The sequence below is a fragment of the Burkholderia sp. Bp9012 genome, assembly GCF_003853825.1.
Taxonomy (GTDB): domain Bacteria; phylum Pseudomonadota; class Gammaproteobacteria; order Burkholderiales; family Burkholderiaceae; genus Burkholderia; species Burkholderia diffusa.
On sequence record NZ_QTQA01000003.1, the window covers coordinates 79,951 to 104,751 of the forward strand.

The following is a 24,801-nucleotide window of genomic DNA, read 5'->3' on the forward strand; positions in this document are numbered from 1 at the left end:
GGCGGAGCGCCAGCCGAACGCTTCCCGTCTTTCAGTTCACCGCCTGCGGCTGTCGTTGCGCCAGCTCGGCCTCGATCTGGCTGTCCAGCAGGCGGCGGACGCGAACGGCCGCGGCATCGCCAACCAGCAGTACCGGCTTGAGCGACCAAAAATCCTGCGCGCCGATCGACTCCTGCTGCTTCTCGAGCATCGGCGTGTCCTCCCTGTCGAACGTGGCCGCAAACGACTCGACAACGCTCGCCGCGATTTTCTCGCCGTGTGTGCCGCCGTCCTTCGGTATACACATCGAAAACCAGTAATGCGACGTGCTCTGCGTCTCCGGCGTGAACAGGTGCGGATTGTTGAACAGGAGCCCGACGGACTCGCTCCGGGGGCGCCCGACAGGCGTTGCGCCACCCAGCAGCAGCAGGTTCGACGGGGCGCTCCACCTGACGTCAAGCCAGCGGTCGACGCGCAGGCCACGCGGAACGCCGAACTGATCGCAAGCCGCATCGGGCAGGACTTCGTTATGGATGAAACGCAGCGACCAGACATCCTCTCTGTCTTGGCGCACTTCGGTCTGTGCGCGCTTGACCGAATCGCTGCCCAGCGAATCGGGATGTAGGAACTCGATGTGTGACAGGTCGAGAATATTGTCGACCTCGAGCCGGTAGTTCGCACGCGGCCGAAGGTATGCCTTGCCGACGTACCAGCGCTCGGGATCCATACACGAGAAATCCGGAATGCTGGCCGGATCGGCCCGCGCCGGATCGCCCATCCAGATCCACAACACGCTGTACCGCTCGACGAGTGGATACGAACGTACCGTCGCGGCAGCCGGGATCCTGCCGTCGCCGTGAGGATTGTGTACGCACCGCCCGGCCCCATCGAACTGCAGTCCGTGGTAGCCACATTGCACCGCGCCGGTAGCTACCAGAAGACGCCCGCAGGACAATGGCGCGAAACGGTGAGGGCAGCGGTCGTGCAGCGCGTGCGGTACGTTCTCGGCATCACGGAACAGCACGATCGGCTGATCGAGCAGCCTTCTCGCAAGCAACGCGCCCTTTTCGAGCTCGCTGTCCCAGGCTGCCATGTACCACGTGTTGAGCAGGTAATCCATGTTGCTGTCTCCTCTAGGTATGTGTGAGCCAATGGCTGCGGTCCGGGCACACCGCTGGCGATAGGGTTCGTACGCGAACGGCGCTCGCACGACCGCGCGCCTGGTACGCCGGCTATCCGTCGCGCTCCATCCACCGCGCAACGATGCGGCGCGCCTGGATACCGGCCGTATCGGCCTTGACGCTACGCTCGCCCACGCTCACGCGGCGAGGACGGCGGGCCACCTGCGCCTGGATGGCCTCCAGCACGGCACGGTCCTCGTCGAATCCGGTACGGATCGCGCCGACCAGATGGTCCATCGCTTCCGGCGCGGTGGCGAAATCTCGACCTATAACCCAGCAATACAGCATGTGGGTCTGATCGATCGGCGTGGTGGCATGCGCTACGCGAAAGCGGCTCGGTCCACGCCCGGGCCGGGACGGATCCTCGAAATCGACACACCCCTCCTGTAGCGCCGGCGACAGGAACGAGCCACGATGCTCGCGATGCCACGGCGTACCAGGTGGCACACCAAGCGCCATCGCATAGCCAGGCGCGAGCGGCTTGTTCACGAAACGCTGGCGGTATTCGACGGTGTCGCCGTCACCGCTCACCTCCGGGGGGATCGTCCAGTCCTCGATCTGAAAGGTCGACGCATGCACATAGCCAAAGTGCGTCAGGTCCAGCACGTTTTCCTTGAGCAGCATGTAATTGGCTGAAATTTCCATCCGGCCGGAGCGGATGGCGAACGCGGAATCGGTCGTCCAGGGCAGTTCGGGCGGCGCAGGCGTCGCGTCGATCATCGTGGGATCGCCGACCCAGATCCATACGAACGGCCCAATTTCACGGACCGGATAACGCTTTGCCGAAAAAGCAGGCGCCGCGTCTGCAGACGGCACGCGCACACAATGCCCGGCGGGATCGAAGCAGAATCCGTGGTACCCGCATTCGATCGTGTCGCCGCGCAGGCGGCCCAGCGATAGAGGCGCCTGACGGTGTGGGCAGCGGTCCTCCAGCGCGGCGACCGCGCCATCCTCCTGCCGGAAAAGCACTACGGGCGTATCGAGCAGCCATCGCCCGAGCAAAGTGCGCCCCACTTCGTTACCGAGCGCGGCAACCCACCAGCAGTTGTACGGATAGTTGCGCGCTTCGGCGATGCTTTCCGCAATATTCACGGTTGCCACGATGGCTTATCCCCTCTCTGAAAACTAGTCTGTTTTCCCGGTTCCGCATCAGATATCCCCCCGACACCGGTCCGACGCCATTTCACACAACCCGCCGCACGATCGGCGTTCGAGATGGGCGAATCACCAACTTACTAAACGAGTCGTATCGTTTCACTTTAGTAGAAGTCCGTACCGTGCACAATCGGGTTTGCCCGGACAATGCCTCGATCGTCATATCCGCGCCAAACCGCTCGGCCATGACACGACGCCGGATTCGTTCGGCACATCGCGGGTCCATACGAATTTCGCCAGCGAGACAGGGAAAAATCCCGTTGACGCCAGCGGACGCTATCGATATCTTTTTAATACGATACGACTCGTACCGTAAATAGTGCAACGAGACCCTCGATTGCGGCGAAGCGCCCAGCCAGGCGATTGTTCACGAGGCAGCGTTCCGCACGCGCGACAAGCCAGCTTCGCCCCCGCCGTCAGGGCGGTGCTGGCCAGAACCAATCAGGAGCCTTTGACATGAACACAGTAACTCGCCCGGTGCGCATCTGCGCCAAGGTGATGGAAACCCGCGACATCTGCAGCTTCGAGCTGGTAGCCGCCGACGGCGGCGAGCTTCCCCCGTTTTCGGCTGGCGCGCATATCGACGTTCATCTGCCCGTCGGGCTGGTGCGCCAGTATTCGCTCTGCAACCACCCTGCGGAAACGCACCACTACCAGATTGCCGTGCTCCGCAATGCGGACTCGCGCGGCGGCTCGGTCGGAATGCATGCACTCGAGGTCGGTCAAATCGTGGAGATCAGCGAGCCGAAGAACCATTTCCCTCTGGCATGCGACGCGCCACATAGCTTGCTGATTGCGGGCGGTATCGGTGTCACGCCGCTGCTGTGCATGGCTGAGCACCTAGCGAGCCTGGGCCGATCGTTCGAGTTGCACTACTGCACGCGTTCAGCCGATTCCGCCGCATTCACTGCGCGACTCCGCGCGTCTCCGTTTGCCGCTTCCGTGCATCTTCATTACGACGACGGCCCACAATCCCAGAAATTCGATCTGACGGCCCTGCTCGAGCCGGGTCGCTTCAGCGCACATCTCTACGTCTGCGGACCGACGGGGTTCATGGACTGGACGCTCGACAGCGCGAGAAAGGCCGGCTGGCCCGAAGAACGCCTGCACCGCGAGTATTTCGCCGGCGCGCGGAAGGATACGAGCGGAGACGGCAGCTTCGACGTGGAAATCGCGTCCACCGGTCAGGTCATCCGCGTCGCAGCGAATCAGACAGTGGTCGCTGCGCTGTCGTCGCACGGCATCAGCATACCCACGTCTTGCCAGCAGGGGGTCTGTGGCGCTTGCCTGACACCCGTCATTGACGGCAGACCCGACCATCGAGACATGTTCCTGACGCCAGATGAACAAGTCCGAGGGGACCAATTCACGCCGTGCTGCTCTCGATCCAAGAGTCCCAAACTCGTCCTCGGACTATGAACTAATACTGCACGGGTGATTTACGGTCGACCCGCGCTTAGAAGCGCGGGGCCATATTTTGCACACAATGATCCGGGACGCGTGAGTACAACCCATGTCACTTAACAGATGAATAGCGGCCGTCCCCTTCACCGAGCCCGGTGATCCGGCGAGACCGCTCAAAGGCATTCGGCGCAGTGCTATTGCGTAATGGTCCCTGCCGAGCCGAGGCTTCTGGACGAGTTGCCGACATACACCGTCGTCGCGCCGCTTGCCGGCGACCACTGCTGCGCGTCCTTGTCCCAGGTGCTCAACGGATGGTTGTTTGCCTTCGGATCGATGTTGATCGTGACCGTCTGCGACGCACCGGGATTCAGGAGAACCTTCCGGAACCCGACCAAGCGCTTCGGCGGTTCGCCGGACAACGAAGGCAAGCCGACGTAGACCTGCACGACTTCCGCCCCTGCAACCTTCCCTGTATTGGCAACCGTCGCAGTGACGTCGTACGTGCCGTTGCTACCCGGCGAAACGGCTGCGTTCTGGATCGTGAATGTCGTATAGGAAAGCCCGAAGCCGAATTCGAACGCCGGGCGCTTGCTCATCGCGTCGTACCAGCGATAACCCATGTTGAGCCCTTCGGTGTAGGTCACGGTCGGCACGCCATTGACCGCGACGCCCGGATACTGCGCGGCACTGATCGAATCCATGAACCCCTGGCCGACCTGCGGGAACGTCACCGGCAATTTGCCCGACGGATTCATCACGCCGAACAGCAGGTCCGCGACGATGTGCCCGTCCTCCTGCCCCGGGAACCATGCCTCGAGTATTGCGGCCGGTGCGGACGCACCGCCTTTGAGCAGCGTCGGGTCGAGCGCCTCGACCGCGTTGTCCTTGAGCACCAGCACGGTCTTCGGATTCGCGGCCACCACGCTCTGGATCATGGCGAGCGTATTGCTGCTCTTGACGGTACTGGTCGTCGTCAGCGCACTGGCCTTCGGCCCGTACCAGTCGAGCGTGTTGAGGTACTTGCCGGCGTCGAGACTCAAGCCGGTCGCATCGACGAACGTCGTCTGATCCGCGCCCTCTTCCGAAATCGATCCGGCCATCACCACAACCGCGTCGGCGCTGCCGATCAACGACTGGGCCGCCGCGAACGTCGACACGGTACCGTCGATGGTGGCGTTCGCGTTTGCATCGTCGACGAGAACGAGGTGGACCTTCGCCGTCGAATTGCCGAGATTTGCGAGCACGTCGCGCATCCCTTGCAGCGGCGAAACGGTATAGAGCGCGACCACGTCCGAGCTCCCGCCGCCCGACCCCATCGGGTTGCCGACGCTGCTGCCGCCCGCTACCGCTTGCTGCGCGAACACCTGCGAAGCCTTCCCGACGATCGCGACGTTCTGCACCGCCTTGCTCAAAGGCAGCGTGCCGTCATTCTGCAGCAGCACTGCGGATTGCTCGCCGATGGCTTTCGCAACGGCGCCGTCTGCGACGGTATCGATCGGCGTTTGAACCATCGGACGATCGAAGATGCCTGCCTTGAACATCTGCGTATATCGGCGCACCAGCGCCGTATCGATATCTGACGTCTTGATCGCGCCGGAAGCGAGCGCGGCGTTCAGCTTGTCCGGCGTCCACCAGGTCGCCACCCCCGGGATGATCACGCCGGGCATTTCGTTGTCCAGCCCAGCGAGCATCGTTCCAGCCGTGCTGTGCGCGGCGAAGAAGTCCGACTGCACGTAACCGCCGAATCCCCATTGCCCGCGCAGCACGTCCGTCAGGATGTGCTTGTTCTCGCACATCGAGAAGCCGTTGACCGAGTTATACGAGCACATGACGGCACCCACCTGTCCGTTCTTCACCGCCATTTCGAACGGCAGCATGTACAGCTCGTGCAGCGTCCGGTCGTCGACGTTTTCCGAGATGGTCATCCGGTTCGTCTCCTGCTCGTTCGCGACGAGATGCTTCGCCATCGCGATCATTCCGTGCGCTTGGACCGCCTGAATCTCGGCGACGCCCATCGTGCCGGTGAGATACGGGTCCTCGCCCAGGTACTCGAAGTTTCTGCCGCCGACGGGCAGCCGGGCCAGGTTCATCCCCGGCGCTTCGAACACGTGAAGCGCGAGGTTTGCGCCTTCCTTGCCGATCACGTCGCCGAATTGCGTCGCCACGGCGTGATCGAACGACGCGGCCACCGCGATTGCGGACGGCAATGCGGTGGCCTTGGCCGACGCCGCACTCGTCAGTGCCGCGGCACCGCTCGACGCTGAACCGGCGGGGACGCAATCGTTCTGGCCGATGCCGACCGGCCCATTGGTGATGCGAAGCGTCGGAATGTGGTATTTCGGGAGGCCGGGAATATGACGCGCGCCGAAGCATTGCGGAAGCTCGGCAATCACGCCGGGGCCGCCCACCAGTTGCTCTTCCTTATCGGGTAGTGCCATGGCTGCCACCAGCAAGGCCGCGCGCTGCTCCGGCTTCAACGACGTGTCCATCCATGGCGACGCATTGCCGGCCGGTGAAGATGCATTCGGACTGCTATCGCTGCTGCCGCCGCACCCGCCAAACAGAACTGTCAGTCCCGCTGCCAGACAGGCCCCCGACTTCCTGATCGAAATTCCCATGTCTCACTCCTGTGTCTTTGCAGACGATCGTTCGATATGTTTTGCAGTACTTATTTATGTCGTCGCTTCAACGCCGCCCGTCTGCTCCGACGCATTGCCGCGCAATGGATTGGCGCCTGCCAATCGATCCCGAGACGGGCCGGCGCGATGCTCTCGATGTGTGCAGTTCGCGAGCGGCCGCGACATCGCGTCGCGTGCCGCTCTCGCGGCTCCGCATGACACGCCCGTCCAACTCGGGCACTTTGGGAAAACGTTTATCCAAGAATAAAGCGGCTACCACGGTTTTTCCAGTCGGTATTAACGCGTATGGCACCGTCGTTCGCGCCCAAAGGAAGCGCCCTCGCACCACGGAATGGGTAATCGTTTATCCTTCGGAACGTCAGAAGACGGTGCGCGGCAGCGCTTTGGGCGTGGCGGAACAGAAAGGACCGAGCCTTGGCGGATGCCGTCGGCTTCGCGGCGCCTCCGCGCCGCCGACTCGTGTGCGGACGAAGGGCAATGACCCCGCGGCGGTCAGGACCGCGGACGAATCGACGTCGAGTCGCGTACGACGAGGCGGGGTTCGAGCACGAGACGCGCGGCTTCGTTCTGGCCGGAAAGCGCTGCGAATACCTTTCGAGTCGCAATCTCACCCATCTTTTCGCTCTGGGTATCGACCGTCGTCAGCGCGGGTTCCGAATATTCGCCATAGGGCGCATTGTCGATACCCGTAACGGCAAGATCTCGAGGCAGGTGGAATCCGAGCGCCTTCGCACCTTTCATGAAACCCAGCGCAATCAAGTCGTTATAGCAGATAACTGCCTGCGGGCGGCGCGGGCCGAGCAGGATCCTCGAGCAAGCCTGCTCGCCCGCCACGGAAGTCGGTGCATGTGCATCGTACACATCAAGAGAGAGCCCCTCCTCCGCCAGGCATTCGCTTGCGCCGCGAATCCGTTCGGGATCGATTGATGCTTGCCCGAACCCCAGATAGGCAATCTTCCGATGCCCGAGGTCGAGCAGATGCCGCGCCAGCATATAGGTGGCAAGGCGGTTGTCGATGCCCACTGTCGGGATGGCGAGTTCATCCAGATGTCGCAGCATCACTACCGGCTTCTTCAGGTCCAACATCCAGCCCACTTCGTGCTCCGACAGGCGTGAACTCACGACCAATCCGTCCACGCGTTGCGCGAGTGCCTCGATTAGTGAACGCTCTCGAGCCGGATCCTCGTCAGTGTCGACAAGCAGCAGCGTGTAATCGTGCGCGAGCGCAACTCGGTTTGCCCCTTTCACGACACTCGCGAAGTGCGGGTTGCTGATATCCAGAATTGCGAGCCCGATGGTACGCGTACGGCCCGTGATCATCGATCGTGCAAGGGGGCTGGTTTGGTACCCCAGCTTATCGATCGTCGCTTTCAAGCGAGACTCTACCTCCGGCGAGAAGCGTTTAGTCCCATTGACGTATTTCGATACGGTCGCGACAGACACGTCTGCTGCCATTGCCACATCACGGATCGTCGGAGTTGTGCTCTTCATAAAAGGGCGAGAGGTTCGAGAATTCGGCAATTGTCGCAGAACGTGGGAGTTCGCACCTTTGCCAGCGCGTTCTCCAACTGACACTTTGACGAGCGCTGTGCCCGCCGAATCAATCATGCGGGGGATGCCGGGCAACAGGAATGCAAGGATTTGCTCGGTCCTTGTGTCTAGATAGGCTGGTGAAACGCCAATCCAGCGCCGCGCCAATGCCGTCACCTATCGCCCCGCAAAGTGCGGGGCGCGCGTCCAAGATGCAGGCAAGCCTCCGAAGGCCACCGCCTCAAGCAGCACCGCCGGAAAGCGTCCGAACCTAAGTCGCTCCGCAATTGTAGGCGTTCACAACTAGCGCTAGCAGTGTTCACAGACGCGCTAATTTGTCCAGTAACCCTGCTAGCGTAGGGTTCTGAGCCGTGAGAAGCGGCGTGTTCGATAGCGCGTTATTGCCCGTAGACCGGCATCGATATTTGCGGCGTTTCGGAAATCGAGTGTACGAATGCAGTTTCTCATCGATCACCGAGTAGTTGCGCAGCCCATTCTGCCTGCTTTCGCGAAAGCGCGCCTCTCTCAAGCAGCCTGAACACAGATGCGACCTTCACTGCTCGAGTTTCGATCTCTTGGAGGGAAACCATGTTCACTCCAGCAGCAGTGCCGGACAGACACGTTAGCGGAATTAAAGGACACGACAGACGCGCTAGCAAAGTTAGTGAGCAGAGCTAGCTTTACTTGTTGCGTAACGGCAACACTGCGACAAATGCACCATTTCCCCTAAACCCCTTGAGACTAGGCGGTCTGCGCTTGATCGCCGTTAGCATGGTTACTGAGCACCGCTAGCGCTAATTACGAACGCCAACAGCCGACGACGAACGGCCTTATCGCGTTCTCGCATAGATTGTTCGAGATCGGCCAGTTTCCGTTCTCGATATGGCGGATCAGCTTGTGCCACTGTTCGCTCAGACTCGACGGTATGACGGTCGGCAGATGCAGTTCGCGCTTGATCGCCATTAGCATCGCTACAGAGCTCTGCTAGCGCTCATTGCGAACACCAACAGCTGCTGCAGCGCCCGGTGGCCGCGGTCACGCGTCCTGCGACAGCCGAGTTTGAGCAGCCAATCGCGCCGTGGTGATAAGGTTCCCTATCTCGTTCTTATGCCGTTTGGCGATGTCTGCAAACAGCCACGCGCGACCAAGTGGTCGTTCTGGAGCCGCCCGAATGGCTCTTTGCAATCGAAGGCAGCCATCCACCTGCCTGACTGGCCGGCCCCTTCGGAATAAAAACGACTGACAGTAAAGGCCACATTTTCGGCGATATACTCACTAGGTTTTATGGAGAGTCGGTGCTCCACAAGCGTCGACTTGTGCTGCATGGCAATGTGGCCAGAACATCCTCGACTGGATTCGCTGCTCTGCAGCGGAGTGCCGGATGCACCACATTTGAGTGCGCTGGAGACCTCGTGATAAAGAAGATTCGTGTCCGCGGATACCGCATCCATCGCGACCTGACTATCTACCCAAACCGCAAGCTCAACCTTATCGTCGGCGCTAACGAGTCCGGTAAGTCGACGCTCATGGAGGCCATCGTTCTCGCGCTGACGGGACGCATCAACGGGCGAAGCGCCGCCGAAGAACTCAATCCCCACTGGTTCAACGCGGGCGTGGTGACCGACTTCATCACAACGAGGGCGCGTGGCGAACCCCAACGGTTGCCGGAAATCGACATCGAAGTGTTCCTCGAAGACGTCCCGGAATTTCAGGAACTGTGCGGAGCCCATAACTCGGACACGCCCACCAACGCGTGTCCAGGCGTTCGGATTCGTTGTATTCCCAACCCCGATTATTCCGCCGAGTTGCAAGCGTGGGCGAAGGCGCCCTCGCCGCTCTTGCCAGTCGAGTATTACTGCGTGGAGTGGACCACGTTCGCCGACGCCCGGTTGACTACGCGCCCGCGGGTGCTGGCGACCGCGATCATTGACGCGCGCACCGTTCGAAGCACTAGTGGCGTCGACTATCACCTGCGCCAGATCTTGGGTAGTCAGCTCGAACCCCAGGAGCGAGCCAACATTTCCCGCCAATACCGCGAATCCAAGGCAGCTTTGTCAGATTCTGCGTTCAAGAGCGTGAATGAGCGAATAGCCAAGCTTCATGCGGCATTGCATGAGCAGCCGATTGCCCTGGCGATGGATCAGACTGCGCGCACGTCCTGGGAGGAGTCGGTGACCCCACACGTCGATGGTGTTCCGTTCACGATGGCTGGGCAAGGACAGCAATCTGCGATCAAGATCGCACTGGCGATGAACAAGCATGCGGGCCGAGCCAAGTTCGTCATGATCGAGGAGCCCGAGAATCACCTGAGCCACACCAGCCTGACCAGGCTCCTGCACAGGATGGAAGCGCTGGCCAGCGACGACCAGCAACTCTTCATCACCACTCACAGTTCGAGCGTGCTAAATAGGCTCGGACTTGAAGCCTTGCAGTTCCTCGGCCCCACTGCTCCCGTGAAACTCAACGAGTTGGATCCAGAGACGGTGAGCTACTTCAAGAAGCTACCGGGATTCGACACCCTGCGCATCGTTCTGGCCGACAGAATTGTGCTCGTCGAGGGCCCTTCCGATGAAATCATCTTCGAGCGGGTGTTCACGGACGTTTATGGAAAGAGGCCCATGGCGTGCGGGATCGATGTCCTGAGCATGCGGGGCCTGTCACTGTCCCGGGGGCTTGAGCTGTGTGGGCGCTTGGGCAAGAAGGTCGCAGCACTTCGCGACAACGACGGCGTCGAACCGGACGAGCTTCGAAAACCGCTCGTGCAGTGGCTCATGCCTGGCTCCCGCGAAGTCTTCATTGGCGAAGTGGCTCATGGCAGGACGCTCGAGCCGCAGATGATTCATCACTGCGGAGAGACGCACCTGCGGACCATCCTCGGAATCACGGACAAAGCGGACATCGAGACGTGGATGTCGCGCGAGAAGACCGAGGCCTCCCTGCGCATCGCGAGTTCGTCCGAGCGGTTCACGCCTCCGGCGTACATGCTCCACGCCGCGCAGTTCATCCATGGCTAAGCGGGTGACCCTGGCGGTCGCCGGCTCTCGCAAGACTCAAGGCATCGTCGAGCATTGCGCAGGATTGCCGCGTGAACGGCGCGTCCTTGCCTTGACCTACACACAAAAGAACCAGTGCGAGCTTCAGGAACGCCTTGCTCGCTACGCAGGCGACCATCTGAACGTCGAAGTGCTCGGCTGGTTCACGTTCCTCTTGCGGCACTTCGCGAAACCCTTCTTGCCGTTAAAGTTTCCCGGCGAGCGTGTGCTGGGCTTCAACTTTGAAGGCATGCCATTCCGAATGGCAACCGGCAAGGCTCGCTTTCTGGACAAGAACGGCGCAGTTTACAGGAGCGAACTCGGACGTCTGGCGTTCGAGCTGATCGCGACAAGCCAGGGTGCCCTGATCCGCAGACTGGAAGGCATCTACGATGAGATCTTGATTGACGAGGTGCAGGACCTCAGCGCCTACGATTGGGATATCGTCGATTCCCTTCTAGGCTCGTCTGTCGACCTCTGGATGGTTGGCGATATCCGCCAAGCAGTGCTCTCCACCAATGCGCGCAGCGCGAAGAACAAGAAGTACGCCTACGCCGAGGCGATCAACTGGTTCAGGAGTCGCGAAAAGAGGGGGGTCTTGGCGCTCGAGGAGAGCGTGGTCACTTGGCGGTGTCACCCGAAGATCGCTGCGTTCTCGGACTCTATCTTTGACCGGTCCTGGGCCTTTCCTAGCACCGTCTCTAGAAATGACCACATGACGGATCATGACGGCGTATTCCTTGTCCGTAGCGAGCACGTCCATGCCTACGTGGCCCAATATGGTCCCCAGTGTTTGCGTCACTCAGTTGCCTCGGCGAAGAATCTGGCCCTGGATTTCATGAACTTCAAGGTTTCCAAAGGCGCGACGTTTCCCCGCGTACTGATTGTCCCGACGTCCGCCATCACGAACTTTGTTCGAGGCGGTGTCAGTATGGACGCCATAGCTGCTTCAAGCTTCTATGTGGCGGTCACGCGGGCACAACAGAGCGTCGCAATCGTACTCGACGACCCGGGTATGTCGCACCTGCCATATTGGAACCCGGCAGCGGATCTGGCGCGACATTAGATACGGTCGGTCCCAATCCGATTGCAGCGATTAGCCGCTTCCCGCGGTGGATTCAACTGGTCATTGATCGGAACTGGGCGAACGACCGCTTCTGCCGTCGGATGCTGTCGCCTCCGGCTGTCCCACAACGCCGCATTTCCACCACCGGCGTACTTGGCTTGAGTCAAAAAAGCGTCCCGTCTTAACTCTGCGTCGCAACGGAACGCATTGTGCGTCGGAATTCAACCTAGAAATCAGGAGCTTACCGCCGGAACCCTTGGTCCACTACGCGATTTGACGACATTGATTTGGTGGGACCGTCAATAAAGTCGTCAACTCGCCTGCTGGGAGCCTTGAGACACGAAGACTCTGGAGTGACAGAATTATTTTGCTCGACGACCGCATACACCCAAGTCGCCTCTCCCAGCCCTCAAAATTCGCGCCGATTACGCGGACCAAAATAGGCAGCCGAGCATCCTGCACGACTAGCAAAAACCCCAATGTATCTTGTTGGGAAAGCCCTACACATTATTGCAAAATAATCCTATTTACTCGGCTTTTCGTCCAAGCCATCTTGCTGACACAAAAAACAGCAATGCCAGCGGCTACAGCCTCGGGGGGCGGTGCGATGGAAAAACTGCTTTTGTTGAGCGGCGCCTCGGGCGCCGGGAAATCGTCTATCGCCAAAGAATTGGAAGACAGGTTTCAATTTCGCCGCATTAGCAGCAGCGGCTACCTCCGGTCTTACGGGCAATCGCTCTCAGCCGAAGGAGAAAAACATCAGCTGCAGGAGTTAGGCGACCGGCTCGACGACGAAACCGACTTTACCTGGATTGTCGACGAAGTCGCCGCTCCAACGGTCGATCGTGCTCCCGAGCAATCGAACTGGCTTCTCGACGCTGTTCGCAAACCTCGACAGGTGTTGCATTTCCGGCGCCGCTTCGGCCCACATATCCGACATATCCACCTCACCGCGCCCGAAGCCGTGCTTGTGCAGCGCTACAACGAACGCGCCAAGCCGGGAGACACACCGTACGCAGAGGTGATCGCTCACTCAAACGAGATCACTGCGCGATCCCTCGGCCGCGTTGCCGACCACATCTTTGATACATCTGCGCTATCACCAGCGGACATCGCCCAGCGCATTATGGAAGCCTGGGGAGTCGAAGCATGAGTGACCGCCAGATCGTCATTATCAGTGGCAAAACCTGCAGCGGCAAAACTGGTCTCGCGACCTTGCTGGAAAAGGAGTTCGGCTTCTTTGTGGTTCGCACCCGGGACCTCTTAGCGGCCCAGCTAGAACTCGCCCCCTCGTCCGCCGACCGACAGCACCTCATTGAGCAAGGTTTGAAGCAAAATGTCGACACCCACTCCCGGTGGGTCATCTTGGGGGTCCTTGCTAGCCTTGAGGGGATTCCCTCCGACCGGCCAGTCGTCGTCGACCATGTCATCGATCCGAACCAGGTTGCCGAGTTTCGCAAGCACTTCGGGCCGAGTCTCGTTCATGTGCACCTATATGCGAGCCAGGAGACGCTGCTCTCCCGCTACGCATCGACCGACGGACAACAGCTAGGCGCGCCGCCCTATGAGGCAATTGACCATCTCAAAGAGCAATCGGACATCCTTGCGCTGAGGAATGACGCGGATGTGCGAATTTCAACAACCCGCACCGACGCTCAAGATACGCTGGTGCGCGTTGCGGCCCGTCTACACCTCTACACCCCGCCCGACGTGCGCTGTGTCGACGTCATCGTGGGTGGTCAATATGGCAGCGAAGGCAAAGGCAACGTCGTTTCCTATCTAGCTCGCGAGTACGATGTCATGGTACGGGTCGGTGGCCCCAATGCTGGCCATACCGTCGCCAGTGCTGATGGCGCCTATACCTACCACCACATCCCGTCCGGCGCCCGTGACGTCAAAGCGAAGCTCCTACTCGGACCGGGGATGACCATCTGGCTGCCTGGATTGCTCAAGGAGATCGCCGATTGCGGCCTCACGGCAGATCGTTTATTCATCGACCCTCACGCCACCATCATCGAACCAGCCGACCGAGAAGCTGAAGGTAAACATCTGGTAGGCACAATTGCTTCGACGGGTAGCGGTAGCGGAGCGGCAACCGCGAGGCGGATTCTGGAGCGCGGTAAGCCCAGCGTTCGTCTGGCACGCGACATCCCTGAGCTTCGACCCTATGTGGGAACAGAGGGTCATTACCATGGCTGCACAGCCGATCGCCTCGAAGAGGCCTACCGCAACGGACAATCTATCTTGCTTGAGGGAACACAAGGCAGCGGCCTCAGTTTGTTCCACGGCACCTACCCGTTCGTAACCTCGCGCGACACGAATGTAGCAGGCTGCCTGGCCGAGGCAGGCATCTCACCGAGTCGGGTGCGGAAGATCCTGGTGGTCATTCGCCCCATGCCCATCCGCGTGGGTGATCCCGATGGGGACCAGGGGCACACATCGGGGCCGCTCAAGCACGGCACAACCTTTGATGCTATTGCTGAAAAAGCAGGCCTGGACCGTGAAGCTCTGAATAAGGCGGAGAAGACCTCCACCACCAAGCGCAAACGGCGTGTGGGCTGGTTCGAATGGGACCAGTTCCGCAAGGCTTGTGCACTCAATGCGCCCACCGACATCGTCCTCACTTTCGCAGACTATATCGACGCGAGCAACAGCAAGGCCCGCCGCTTCGAACAGCTCACACAAGACACCATCAAGTTCGTGGAAGAACTGGAGCGCGTCGCACAAGCCCCGGTTTCACTCATCAACACCCGGTTCCCGCGAGAGCCTGACGGAACGAACGATCTTCGCTCCGTCATCGACCGTCGGAACTGGACCGCCCGCTCAACACGTCGGATACCTCGTGGAAATCGAAAAACTGATTGACGCTTATCCAAGAATCTTTCATATGGCCGAAGCCGATACGTGGCCCAGCATCCGAGACCGCGGCCTGATGTCGGCCTCAGCTGTACTGGACCACTTCGGCGTCACCGGCCGGGCTCGCAGCCAATATGAGACCGCTCAACGGACTAGCAAGATGGCTGTGCTTCCTCAAGCGCCTGGCGAGATCGTGCTGCGGGATCAAAAGCCGATGCCTCCCGAACGCTTGGCACGGGCACTGATAGACGGAACCACGCCCGAAGCCTGGTACAGACTCATTAATGGCAAGGTCTTCTTCTGGGCCGAAGAACATCGCTTGCATGGCCTGCTCGGGGCGCGGGATTACCGACATCTCGAACATGATGTGTTGACCATTGACAGCGGCCCATTCATCCGTGCGTACGCTCCGAGCCTCTGGTTGTGCCACATGAATTCCGGGAACACCTTTCCGATGCCTCATGCCAGGGGAATCGATGTGTTCAAGCGAATCCAGGATTATCCGGTCAATGCCCGCGGAGGTCCCGCCAAGCCAGTCGTCGAGATCGTGGTGGATGGCCAAATCCCGGACATCGCACGCTATGTCATCGAAGTGCGGCGCATGAAAGGCGACCAAACGCTCCAACAACTGGCCTGAACGCGCTCGCCCCCAGGTAATAAGGCGCCACTGGCGCACGACGGTCCATCAACTCACCAAAGGAGTATGGCAATGACTCAGCAAGAAAAGGATATGGAACAAGCCAAAGGGGACTGGTCCAGGTGAGGCTGGCCCATCCCTTCTCCGCTTTTCAAGTGGATTGCTTCCGGCATTGGCCCTTGGTCGCTAAGCGATGGTGAACGGGCTGCGCTCAGTAGCCAAGCACACGACGTTCAAAAAGGTGACAATAGCTTAGATGTCCACGAGCGCTCTGTTCCAAGAATCTGCTTTCCCAAAAGTTGCATCAGCGCGTTACGCAACGCTTGCTGCACGGGGACAGCCGAAAGGCCAGTATCGGAAGCACATGCGATGAACCGTGCGTCATTGGTGGCTGCGCTGGCGACGCTAGGATGATCATCCACGGCCAACCAATTCGTTGCTTTCCTGCGGTCCGCTTCCGACAAAATTTCCTCAAGCCTCGAGGGACCATAGGTCTCCACAACGCCGTCGAATCGGGCTCCAAGCGGGCCGAGCAGTTGGACTAGGCTCTCATCGTCGAACAGTCGGCGCCAGTCCGAACTGATCACGATTCGGATCTCGGGAAAAGGCCTGAGAAGCTGTTCGAGGATCGGTCTCCAGCGGAAGAGATCCGGATTTTCTATCAGCCGGCAGTTCTCATCGAGCGCAATCTCCCCCAATGGGTGGAGGACGCCATCAAAGTCCAGAAATAAAATAGGGGCTGCCCGTGATGCCTGGTGCGTCATTTTGATACTCCTGCTGCAGCCAGCAACTGGCGCACGCGCCTGATGACCCAAGCGATCTCAGCCAGCGAAACGTCCCACTGCCCACTGGAGACCTTGCACTGCACGCCCGCCTCGACCTTGCAAAGCGTCTCCTCCAGTAACCAGGACGGGTGTTCGGCCTGCTTCGCCAGTGGCTTCGAGCGCGTGCTGTTGCCCGAGGTCTGCGCAGGCGACGTACCGCGGAAGAGTTCCTCGTCAATCGGACCAGTGACATACTGGACACCGATCTCACGAAGCAAAGGCTTGGGTGGTTAACCAAGAAAGACACCCTTGACAGTTGTTCGAGGAAAGTCCTAAGGAACGGCTGGATGGTACATGATCGTAATCCTGCGGAAGCTCCGGGACGTGCGCCGCCAATGACAGGTCGGCTTCCTTGCGGGCCTTCAGCAACAGCATGGAGTCGGGATCTCCGCGTCGAGCAGTGCCGCCATGGCGTGCTGCCTGAAGGCCGCGTCACCGGGATGCGGGTCGCATGATCTCCTCCGAGCTCCGAGGTAGGTTCGTAAGGCAGTTCATCGCACCGCGGGCTGACGAGTTCGAGCGCAACCGGTCAGCCGCCGGCGCGACGTTCGTGGCGTGATGCTGACTTTCCTGCCCAACGCAAGAGGATAGTCTGCTCGCCGGTGCCGGCCATCAATAGATGGCCTCGATGCCCTCCCTCATTCCGCCGAGACGAGGGCAGCATCGAAATTCAATTCGTTCTCCAGCTTCCGCTGGGGCCCAAGATGGGCGCGGATGTGCGCACAAGGCCTCAGCTCACCGCGGCTGGTTGAATACCACAGCCATGACACGCCGCTCTCCTCTGCCTCATGCTCGCGCCATATACCTGTGAGCCGATCCAAGTGCACGCGGCCATCTGCAGCGGTACGATCCAGCACATAGACCTCGAAACTGCCCGACTCCCACTGCGTCGCCACCTCGACCAGCGCCTCCGCGCCACTGATGAGCCAGCCATCTGGCAGCGAAGCGTGGTCTCGCCGGTGGCGCGGTGCGACCACCAGAAAATTTAATGTTTCGTCCGTCCACCCCACGCAGCGCCAAGCCTGGTGCGGCATCGCGAGCGCCCGCCTGACCGGGTCGGCCTCCGCCCAACTTGCATCCGTAACTAACATCCCTAATCCCTGCGGTAAATACTTGATCCGCGCGTCTTGTCGACCTTCTTTCCTGTCATCCACCCAGCGTCCACTCCGGAAGCAAGCACGTTCCTGAACGGCATCTCTTTGGCAGACGGCCGTGCGCAGTTGCGCATCCCATCTAAGCACGTGTCATCGGAAAGAAGTCACCAATGGTATCAAATGAACACTATAGATTGTAGCCCTTTAGATTTCAAAATGAGTACATCAAGTCCTTTATGGGGGGACTTGCATGCACACGAAGGCCAAGCTGGGCAACGCACTACGGCTCCTTCGCGAGATCGCCAACGTTACGCAGGAAGATTTTGGGTTGGTGTCCAGCCGCACGTATATCAGCACAATTGAACGGGGAATGAAGTCGCCCACACTGGGAAAGATAGAGCAGTTGGCCAGCGTGCTAGGAGTGCACCCACTCACGTTGCTAGCCCTTGCATATATGGACCACCTCACCCCAAAAGAGGTCGAGCAGACCACGGCAGCAGTGCGCGCGCAACTGCTCGAGATTCTCGGCGAGAAATGAACTTCGCGAATTAGCAATCCCGCCGACGTGTTCGGATCACCTCCATCAGCAAGTGCGCAGCAGACTAGCCCCACGAACCGCTCACCCACGGCGTGCCAAGTGATCGGCAAACACAAGATCTCTCTCCAGGCGTCCCGCAACGGCCATCCCAACGGAATCGCGTCGTCACCCCCCCGGTCGGACGTCGCCCGGCAGTGCACCGATCGGGCCGATTCGGCCCGCCCGAAGAGCCGGAATCTTCCAACTACGCCCGGACGGAAATTGGGCTAGCCTCACCGTCGATCCAACAACGCTAACGGCAACGCGGGTACGCCGCCGGCGGACCCATCGTCGCCTCCTCAAGGGTGAGCCGAACCTCGCCCCGTCCTCGGCCGAATACGCCGGCAGCAGATAGGACAGCAGTATCTGAGCCAGCTAGGTGTCATCGTCCGACGGCGCCAGCCAGTTCGCGCAGAAGCTGTTGAAACAGCGCGCCCATGCGAGCGTTATGTGACTGTCTGGCACGCGGTGCCCGGCTTGCTGGAGGAATTCCTCATCCGGCGAGGTGCTCACGAAATTCTTTCGCCACCTCGGCACGTTCTCTCTTCCTCAACATCCCTCTCTCCTCGTGGTCATTCAGCCACTTCGCCGGCAAATCGTCGTGATCGCAACGCGTTCTGCAGGGCCATCCGGCCAGCCATCATCCTTCAAAACGCCGCGTGCACGGCATGCTTACCGTCCGTCGTCCCATGCACTCCTCGCTTTAGCGAAATCTGGTAGTTTAGCTGCGCAGCTAAACCAGCCAAATGAGCTAAATCATTCAAATTGAGCAACTGCACAGCCTGCTAGAAGGACACCCACTCGCCGACCATTACCCATAACCTTACCCCCGGAGCAAGGTCATCGCGACGGGAGGTTTGGACGGGACATTAAACAGAGTAACAAGGATACTGGCGCGAGCGACCGGCCGCCCTGCCCACCGCTGTCCGGAAATAAAGGGCGACATAGTCATAACCATCGGTCCATTTGCGGACACATTCGGATCTGTACCGCCGGCAACATCGCGCGAACAGGTTCATATGCACCCAAACGCATCGGAGGCTGTACGCACAGCGTGCGGAGCTTAGGGGTCACCGACGACACCCCGACGCTTGAAGCTCAATTGAGCAACGTCATCGAAACACCGCGCCACAAGCAGCGGCCCGCCCCTAGGGTCATGGTCTGCGCACTCGCCGATCCATCGTCATAAGATGCGATGGCACGACCGGAATCCAGCCGACTCCCGATGGGAGTGTGCGGATCTGCTCCTGCCCGAACGCAAGTAATTGCGCGACGCACTCGAGCATCTACAGCAGAAGACCAACTTACGGACAATCAACGTTTCGACTCACTACTGCCGCCTGTAACTCTACACGAGCCACAGCGACAAATCCCCCCCGGGAGTCATTGTGAATCCATCAGGGGAACACGTATTTGAACGCTCCGGCGCCGCGACGTTCACGATAGTGCAGCATGAACAGCAGGTCGATCGGCACGTACGAGTTCCAATTGAACTTCTCGAAGCCGTAGGCATTAAATTTCGCGTTTGCGTCAAACATGGACCACCGATGCAATTCTCGTTGTGTGCAGCGTTCCCAAGACTGTCGCGCAAGTTCATGGCCGTCTGGCACAACGACCGCCCAGCCGGGTACTGTAGCAACCTCCAGCGACTCACCAGCAATTTGTGCAACCGGTAATAACAGGTTGCCCTTGCCTAGCGGATTAACGATAACCTTGAGGTTGGAGCCAATATCCTGGACCTCAAGCGCCATCCAGATCCTCAGGAATTCAACGTAGAGAATGCGCGGCACCAGCTCAGCCGACGGAGCCAAACCGCCCAAGGTCGGCATACGCAGCTTCCAGCGCCTGACCGGTCGATCGGCGTCGCGCTCGGGGACCGGAGAGGGGGGCCCCGCCCAACATGTCGTCGGATGAACCGCCCCGGATTGAAACCAGCGGCTACGGGGAAACGCGGCGTTCGTTTCCCGCATCTTATGGAGCGTTTGCTCAACCGCATCGATATTCTGCTCAATTGCCTGCCTCCAAGCGATAAAGGCTAGGCACACCGCACAGGCCTGCTCGCGGTCGAGACAATGGACGTCTGCACGCTTTGCCGACGTTAGAATCGACAGGCAGCGCCGATGCGGGCGAACGAACTTTCGGAAGATTTGCCGCCGCACCGAGCGATAGCGTCGTATAGTCAGCCGCTCTATGTCAAGATCAACGACCGGACTGCGACTGCTCCCCGTCCACCGAAAAATATTCGCCGGCGTCGCACCCCTGTTGGTCAACCAACATTCCGGCGGCAGGGCGAGTCCGCACACGGCGCCCCATTGCAGCGCGCCCAAATTCAGCACCTCCCGAAAATCTGGGGCGCCCAGCGCATCCCCTATCAGCTCATTGGCAACCCGCTCCCGATCGCAGACCGACCGCCACCACGCAGTAATCTCCTTGCAACACATTTCCGCGGCCCGACGAAGATCTGGATCGGTGACACCTGCAATCCGATACGCTGGGTCGATAATCCGGGTACCGCAGGCTGGACACGTGACCGTCTCGGAGAGATCGCGCGGGCGCATTGTGCGTACCGTCGTTGCACACTGCAAACAGCCCGACGCAAGCGGAATGCGATGCCAAGGGCAGTGTGTCAAGCCACCAAGCGCAAACAACGTGCAATGGTAGCCGGCCCTCGCACAAGCCGGGCAGTGCCGAATACTCCGAGTATCCAGTAACGACGCCGGAAAACCCAACGTGTCCAGAAACCCCGTCTCAAGCACAGTACGATGCTCGCCCAGCAGCGCAGCATAGCGGTCAAGTGCAATACTTTGCGCCGAAATGAATTCGCCGCCGGCCTGGTCCGTTGCTGCCGAATGCGACACCAACTGTCGCAGTTCGTTCCATGTCAGGAAATTCGTCGCCATCACTCTCGCGAACACCGACCAGGCCGACTCGAACGGTGCAACACTGCCGGCCATCCAAGTCAGCCGCGCGCTCAGAAAATCGCGATCGCTTGCGTTCAGGATTCGCCGCATATAACTCTACCCCCCCCCAGCCAAGGTCCGAGGCATCGATGGCACTTTTGATGTCCTTTACCTCCAGCCGGAACTGCTCATCGTCAAACCGGTGAAGCGACAAGAAGAGCCATTCGATGGTCATGGCAATCGCTTCCATGCTCAATCCACTCTCCGCGTCTGACGTCGCGGCGGACAATTCACTCCAGATCAGTTCCGCGTAGTGATGGAATCGAAATCCTTGTCGATACGCCTGAGGAAAGAAAAACTCCGTGTAAGTCCAGCCGGACCCCTCCGGCCATTCGCTCTTTGTGTCGAGATAAGTAAGCACCCCGGTCAGCATCTCAACGCCTGTGCAACCATCAAACGATTTGGGGCGACGAAAGAACCGCGCAATCAACTGCAGCTTGTTCTGTTCCTGAAGGCTAGTGATAAGGTGCTCGACATCGGGTTGCCCAAATGAGATGACGGTCATCGTGATGCCACGAAGTTCGAGCAGGTTACCGAGTTCAAGCAGACTGCCCATATCGTGCTGATTGAACAGGTTGACTTCATCCAATATCAAGACAAAATGATTGCCGCCCTTGGCAGCAAGACTCGTCTCGATGTCCGACGCGACGTTGCGCAGTAACACGGTCGCGTCCGTTCGGGCCGCACATACGTGCCCTACGCTCTCGAGTATCACGCGATAGGCATGTCCGCTGACCGGACGCAACGTCGCCCGCGCTGCCGCCACGATCACGTGCGCGCTGGGAAACTCCTCGAGTAAATACTGGCGCACAGCCCGCGCACATGTCGTCTTGCCACATCGGGTCCTTCCAATAAAGACCAGACCGGTGCGACGAGCGTAGACGCGTTCCCGAATAGCTCGATACGCGTGCTCGATCACGAACGTGGGAATTGTGTAACGTCGCGTCATAAGAGGATGACGTTCGATCAGATTGGAACGATGCTCAGGCAACCAGCCACCGACGGGAATATCCAGCCGCGCGACATCAGCGTCGAGCCTGATTCGCTCAGGCACGTTAGTAGCGTGCTGATCATGTGCGGCGCTCACGTGCACCTCCTACTTGTTGTTGAACCGCTTCTTTGAGGAAAAAAAATCATCCGGAAGCGGCGACATCACAGTCAGGTTTGAAAATTCCATAATCGGCTCAACACGCAGGGTAGGCTGCCGCTTCGCCCGATCGCCCTGAACATGCGGCTTGACGCCTGCATCAAGAGCTACCCGCGCTGCCTCCGTCGCTTCTTTGGGCGCCACCATTTGCCGCTTGCTCTTCGGTTTGACTTTGCTCGCGAGCCAGTCTAGATAAGCCAGCACCGGATCCTCAGTTTTGCTCAATTGCAAGATACGCTTGCATATCAGACTGAATATCGCTTTGCGAGTGGTGAGGTTGTGCTTCGTCACCCCCCACTTTCCATGAGCGACAAGTACGCCGTACTCCTGACCATTTGCGAGAAATGCATGAACTTGCCTCATATCCTGGTCGTCGATATAGATCACAATTTTCTTTCCGAGCAGCCATGCTGAATCAGCAAGAAGTGGATTGGTATATCGCACATGCTCGAGCTGAATGTATGGCCTGCGTCCCGAATTGATCGAGCCTCGAACCGTCACCAGCTCTGCCCGACGCGCAAGACGAGGCATGCCCACTACGTTCGGCGGCAGTGTTCTAACCATGCATCTAGGTGACTCTCCGCACAGAAACTGACGCATCGCTTCAAGAGGCGAGTTGTAGTAATTCCGCTCGCCGGGCAGCGCGTTGTGCTCGGCAAAATGGATATCAATCAACTGCTCAGCCTCGTCTGCACGAATCTTGAATCGAGCCGCTGCGGCCTCCGCATCAGGCGCGCGTCCACGCCCACGATCGGCTCCGCTCGTCGAAGGAAGGCGCTGGAATACATTCCGAGCAATTTTCCCGAACGTTCTTTCCACATTCGGGCGATGTTCGAAATGACCGGGTGGTCCCCAATTGACGATGAAGCCAATGCTCTTGCGAACGGTGTCGTGAATCTGACTCGCAAGATTGGCGAGCGCCCCATCAAGCATCGTGATGCTCCAGACCGCGTGAGCTGCCTCGGGTATCACGCCACTCGGCAACCCGCTACCCGTTGGATATGCAAGCGCCGGTGCCATCAGAGTCTTAGGCTGCCATACTTCGACGACCGCCTTACGAATCAGCGCCGCCACATCTGTAGCGCGGACCTCGCTGGCATACACGACACTGTAGGCCAACACGGCGGTTGTCATGCGCTCCACCGCAGCAAGCAGCCACAATCGCCGAAGCGTGATCTCCGTTGTTGTGCCCTCCGGAGTTTCGAACGCGATCGAAAAAAATGCGTCGATCTTGTAAGCGTCGATTTCGACGGCATCATACGGTTCCGAGTAGGGAATGATCGGCAATACGCCTTTCCCCGTCGCCGCATGAGCCTTCGCCTCATCCCCCCCTTCATAGGCGACCGCACGGCTAAACGTTTGGCGAAATAACGATTGCATGTATGGCGCAATTGTCTGCCGCCCCTGATGCTTTGTTCGAAATGGCCACTCCGTGTTGGTGACGTTCTCGTGCCGGAGTGTCTCATGGAAAATGCGCACGAGGTGCGCTCCGGTCGGATGATAGTGATCCGGCTCATTGCGCTTGTCTTTTTTGAGTCGTTTGACAAGCTTGTCTTCGAGATCAGGTAACCGCGTCAATATGGCATTGAGGGCGCACGACATGCCGCCTTGCTGCTCCTGCCGCTTCTCGCGCACCTCGCTACGTCGAACATTTGGTCTGATATGCACGTACGGCAAAAGAGCGCGATACCCCTGAATACGACCATCGTCGGCAAGCTCCAGACATCGCCTGAAAAGATTGCGCACCATCGCCCCGTCCTGGCCGGTCACTGTCCTAATTTCGCGATAAGTCTTCCCTTCGGCGAACATCTTGATCGCCTTGACCCGGCTCGAGAGCATTTGCGCACGCGCTCCCGTTTCATCACCAAGCATTGCCGCAAGTTCAAAGTCGACCGATGGCCACGTGTCGAGCGATTGGGCGGTCGCTAATATTTCTGCCCGCGACCAGCGCTTACGTATTGTGGATATCATGGTTCGCCCTCCCATCGCCATGAGGTGTCGAGCGTATATCCCGTCCGAGAGAGATCCAGGCGCAACCATGCCACAATCGCCAAACGCGCAATCAAGCCCTTCACGATCGTGGCGTCGACGTCGGGCATAGCCTCGATAATTTGCCGCACGGTTCCGGTCTCGATCCTCCGGGCAATGCTCGACACAAGTGCCACCTCGGATGGGAGCCCTTGGTCCCTCAGCCCTGCAGCAAAGCAAATAACCTTAGCCCATCGCATCGCAACAGTGGCTTTCGAGCGAAGATCGGATTCTCGGATCAGTCTTACTTCGTTGGCCACATCGGAGCAGTTTGTCGGTGGCACCCCTTGGTCAACGGCCTCGTTGTCATGCACAATCCGATGCCCGACAATCCGGTTATCGCGCGTGGTCACGAGCGCGTGAACGCCCACCCATCTGGCAGACGGATCAGACTCCGCGGTGTCATCACACAATTCGAAGGAAACAATGCCTGGATCTGCCTCTAAATAAACGATCCAGTGTAGGAAGCGGTAGTCCGAGGGAACAATCCAGTCTCGGCTTGTCTTAACGCTATAGACAAGATAGAGCTGCCGATTTCGGCGACCACGATGCCGGTAAGCGCGCATGACGTTTGCGCGCTGCTGCGACGAGAGTGTTGAGCCGGGCGCCATGACGCCTCCAGTGACCGGCGAAATACATCCGGCGGGCAAGATTGAGTAAACTTTAGTTCAAACGGCAACTTTGCGTATTGT

At 59.4% G+C, this 24,801-nt stretch carries 20 protein-coding genes and 1 pseudogene; 8 read left to right on the forward strand and 13 right to left on the reverse strand.

Annotation, left to right across the window (positions count from 1 at the left end):
* Positions 1-31: 31 nt before the first annotated feature.
* Together DIE11_RS04565 and DIE11_RS04570 are read right to left on the reverse strand one after the other, a co-directional pair.
* A complete protein-coding gene (locus tag DIE11_RS04565; RefSeq protein ID WP_124621805.1) occupies positions 32-1,099 on the reverse strand; it encodes an aromatic ring-hydroxylating dioxygenase subunit alpha in 1,068 nt (355 codons plus the stop codon).
* A 112-nt stretch (positions 1,100-1,211) separates the two neighbouring features.
* Entirely contained in the window at positions 1,212-2,261 is a 1,050-nt protein-coding gene (locus DIE11_RS04570) for an aromatic ring-hydroxylating dioxygenase subunit alpha (protein WP_221622446.1), read from the reverse strand.
* Positions 2,262-2,771: 510 nt separating this feature from the next.
* Here DIE11_RS04570 and DIE11_RS04575 point away from each other — a divergent pair.
* Positions 2,772-3,734, forward strand: coding sequence for a PDR/VanB family oxidoreductase (locus tag DIE11_RS04575; protein WP_124621808.1), 963 nt, complete (start codon positions 2,772-2,774; stop codon positions 3,732-3,734).
* A 179-nt stretch (positions 3,735-3,913) separates the two neighbouring features.
* Here the strand turns inward: DIE11_RS04575 and DIE11_RS04580 are convergent, their stop codons facing one another.
* A complete protein-coding gene (locus tag DIE11_RS04580) occupies positions 3,914-6,157 on the reverse strand; it encodes a beta-glucosidase (RefSeq protein ID WP_260437081.1) in 2,244 nt (747 codons plus the stop codon).
* Between DIE11_RS04580 and DIE11_RS36800 the strand changes: the two genes are divergently transcribed.
* Complete coding sequence (locus DIE11_RS36800) at positions 6,156-6,605, forward strand: hypothetical protein (RefSeq protein WP_260437082.1); 450 nt, start codon at positions 6,156-6,158, stop codon at positions 6,603-6,605. The two genes, DIE11_RS04580 and DIE11_RS36800, sit on opposite strands and share 2 nt — an antisense overlap.
* A 245-nt stretch (positions 6,606-6,850) precedes the next feature.
* Here DIE11_RS36800 and DIE11_RS04585 read toward each other — a convergent pair whose 3' ends face one another.
* Both DIE11_RS04585 and DIE11_RS36190 read right to left on the reverse strand, forming a co-directional pair.
* The gene (locus tag DIE11_RS04585; RefSeq protein ID WP_124621812.1) at positions 6,851-7,849 is read right to left on the reverse strand and encodes a LacI family DNA-binding transcriptional regulator; all 999 of its coding nucleotides are present in this window, start codon (positions 7,847-7,849) and stop codon (positions 6,851-6,853) included.
* Positions 7,850-8,701: 852 nt separating this feature from the next.
* Positions 8,702-8,830, reverse strand: a pseudogene (locus DIE11_RS36190) (transposase); the annotation flags it as partial.
* A 470-nt stretch (positions 8,831-9,300) separates the two neighbouring features.
* Between DIE11_RS36190 and DIE11_RS04595 the strand changes: the two are divergent.
* The 5 genes from DIE11_RS04595 to DIE11_RS04615 all read left to right on the forward strand — a co-directional run bounded on the left by DIE11_RS04595 (position 9,301) and on the right by DIE11_RS04615 (position 15,479).
* Positions 9,301-10,902 carry an ATP-dependent endonuclease gene (locus DIE11_RS04595; protein WP_124621814.1) on the forward strand — a complete coding sequence of 534 codons (1,602 nt, stop codon included), beginning with the start codon at positions 9,301-9,303 and terminating at the stop codon, positions 10,900-10,902.
* On the forward strand, positions 10,895-11,986 hold the full coding sequence (locus DIE11_RS04600) for a UvrD-helicase domain-containing protein (protein WP_124621816.1): 1,092 nt from the start codon (positions 10,895-10,897) through the stop codon (positions 11,984-11,986). The genes DIE11_RS04595 and DIE11_RS04600 overlap by 8 nt, the downstream gene beginning before the upstream one ends.
* 607 nt (positions 11,987-12,593) lie before the next feature.
* A complete protein-coding gene (locus DIE11_RS04605; RefSeq protein WP_185633714.1) occupies positions 12,594-13,139 on the forward strand; it encodes an AAA family ATPase in 546 nt (181 codons plus the stop codon).
* A complete protein-coding gene (locus DIE11_RS04610) occupies positions 13,136-14,851 on the forward strand; it encodes an adenylosuccinate synthetase (protein ID WP_124621820.1) in 1,716 nt (571 codons plus the stop codon). The genes DIE11_RS04605 and DIE11_RS04610 overlap by 4 nt, the downstream gene beginning before the upstream one ends.
* Positions 14,829-15,479: a DUF7002 family protein gene (locus DIE11_RS04615; protein ID WP_260437084.1), complete on the forward strand. Its 651-nt coding sequence runs from the start codon at positions 14,829-14,831 to the stop codon at positions 15,477-15,479. The genes DIE11_RS04610 and DIE11_RS04615 overlap by 23 nt, the downstream gene beginning before the upstream one ends.
* 233 nt (positions 15,480-15,712) lie before the next feature.
* On the opposite strand, the gene DIE11_RS04620 is transcribed toward DIE11_RS04615, so the two are convergent.
* The 4 genes from DIE11_RS04620 to DIE11_RS04630 form a co-directional block, all read right to left on the reverse strand.
* A complete protein-coding gene (locus DIE11_RS04620; RefSeq protein WP_185633715.1) occupies positions 15,713-16,243 on the reverse strand; it encodes an HAD domain-containing protein in 531 nt (176 codons plus the stop codon).
* On the reverse strand, positions 16,240-16,521 hold the full coding sequence (locus tag DIE11_RS04625) for a hypothetical protein (protein WP_124621823.1): 282 nt from the start codon (positions 16,519-16,521) through the stop codon (positions 16,240-16,242). The genes DIE11_RS04620 and DIE11_RS04625 overlap by 4 nt, the downstream gene beginning before the upstream one ends.
* Entirely contained in the window at positions 16,511-16,678 is a 168-nt protein-coding gene (locus DIE11_RS36195) for a hypothetical protein (RefSeq protein WP_185633716.1), read from the reverse strand. Before DIE11_RS36195 ends, DIE11_RS04625 begins: the two co-directional genes overlap by 11 nt.
* Before the next feature lie 263 nt (positions 16,679-16,941).
* Positions 16,942-17,457 carry a hypothetical protein gene (locus tag DIE11_RS04630; RefSeq protein ID WP_124621825.1) on the reverse strand — a complete coding sequence of 172 codons (516 nt, stop codon included), beginning with the start codon at positions 17,455-17,457 and terminating at the stop codon, positions 16,942-16,944.
* Between the two features lie 190 nt (positions 17,458-17,647).
* Between DIE11_RS04630 and DIE11_RS04635 the strand changes: the two genes are divergently transcribed.
* Entirely contained in the window at positions 17,648-17,935 is a 288-nt protein-coding gene (locus DIE11_RS04635) for a helix-turn-helix domain-containing protein (protein ID WP_124621827.1), read from the forward strand.
* A gap of 1,436 nt (positions 17,936-19,371) precedes the next feature.
* On the opposite strand, the gene DIE11_RS04640 is transcribed toward DIE11_RS04635, so the two are convergent.
* Genes DIE11_RS04640 through DIE11_RS04655 form a run of 4 tightly spaced genes read right to left on the reverse strand, consistent with a single transcriptional unit; the run spans position 19,372 to position 24,720 of the window.
* Positions 19,372-20,874, reverse strand: coding sequence for a hypothetical protein (locus DIE11_RS04640; protein ID WP_124621829.1), 1,503 nt, complete (start codon positions 20,872-20,874; stop codon positions 19,372-19,374).
* Positions 20,765-22,021 carry an ATP-binding protein gene (locus DIE11_RS04645; protein WP_124621831.1) on the reverse strand — a complete coding sequence of 419 codons (1,257 nt, stop codon included), beginning with the start codon at positions 22,019-22,021 and terminating at the stop codon, positions 20,765-20,767. The genes DIE11_RS04640 and DIE11_RS04645 overlap by 110 nt, the downstream gene beginning before the upstream one ends.
* A gap of 9 nt (positions 22,022-22,030) precedes the next feature.
* The gene (locus DIE11_RS04650) at positions 22,031-24,052 is read right to left on the reverse strand and encodes a hypothetical protein (protein WP_124621833.1); all 2,022 of its coding nucleotides are present in this window, start codon (positions 24,050-24,052) and stop codon (positions 22,031-22,033) included.
* Positions 24,049-24,720, reverse strand: a complete 672-nt coding sequence (locus tag DIE11_RS04655) for a hypothetical protein (protein ID WP_124621835.1) — start codon at positions 24,718-24,720, stop codon at positions 24,049-24,051. The genes DIE11_RS04650 and DIE11_RS04655 overlap by 4 nt, the downstream gene beginning before the upstream one ends.
* Positions 24,721-24,801: the final 81 nt, after the last annotated feature.

Excerpts from the sequence above, each read along its gene's own strand:
- DIE11_RS04575 (WP_124621808.1), top strand. The coding sequence starts at position 2,772 with ATGAACACAGTAACTCGCCCGGTGCGCATCTGCGCCAAGGTGATGGAA.
- DIE11_RS04640 (WP_124621829.1), bottom strand. The coding sequence starts at position 20,874 with ATGGCGACGAATTTCCTGACATGGAACGAACTGCGACAGTTGGTGTCG.
- DIE11_RS04605 (WP_185633714.1), top strand. The coding sequence starts at position 12,594 with ATGGAAAAACTGCTTTTGTTGAGCGGCGCCTCGGGCGCCGGGAAATCG.
- DIE11_RS04655 (WP_124621835.1), bottom strand. The coding sequence starts at position 24,720 with ATGGCGCCCGGCTCAACACTCTCGTCGCAGCAGCGCGCAAACGTCATG.
- DIE11_RS36195 (WP_185633716.1), bottom strand. The coding sequence starts at position 16,678 with ATGCTGTTGCTGAAGGCCCGCAAGGAAGCCGACCTGTCATTGGCGGCG.
- DIE11_RS04635 (WP_124621827.1), top strand. The coding sequence starts at position 17,648 with ATGCACACGAAGGCCAAGCTGGGCAACGCACTACGGCTCCTTCGCGAG.
- DIE11_RS04580 (WP_260437081.1), bottom strand. The coding sequence starts at position 6,157 with ATGGCACTACCCGATAAGGAAGAGCAACTGGTGGGCGGCCCCGGCGTG.
- DIE11_RS04610 (WP_124621820.1), top strand. The coding sequence starts at position 13,136 with ATGAGTGACCGCCAGATCGTCATTATCAGTGGCAAAACCTGCAGCGGC.
- DIE11_RS04620 (WP_185633715.1), bottom strand. The coding sequence starts at position 16,243 with ATGACGCACCAGGCATCACGGGCAGCCCCTATTTTATTTCTGGACTTT.
- DIE11_RS36800 (WP_260437082.1), top strand. The coding sequence starts at position 6,156 with ATGGCTGCCACCAGCAAGGCCGCGCGCTGCTCCGGCTTCAACGACGTG.
- DIE11_RS04600 (WP_124621816.1), top strand. The coding sequence starts at position 10,895 with ATGGCTAAGCGGGTGACCCTGGCGGTCGCCGGCTCTCGCAAGACTCAA.
- DIE11_RS04650 (WP_124621833.1), bottom strand. The coding sequence starts at position 24,052 with ATGATATCCACAATACGTAAGCGCTGGTCGCGGGCAGAAATATTAGCG.
- DIE11_RS04585 (WP_124621812.1), bottom strand. The coding sequence starts at position 7,849 with ATGAAGAGCACAACTCCGACGATCCGTGATGTGGCAATGGCAGCAGAC.
- DIE11_RS04565 (WP_124621805.1), bottom strand. The coding sequence starts at position 1,099 with ATGGATTACCTGCTCAACACGTGGTACATGGCAGCCTGGGACAGCGAG.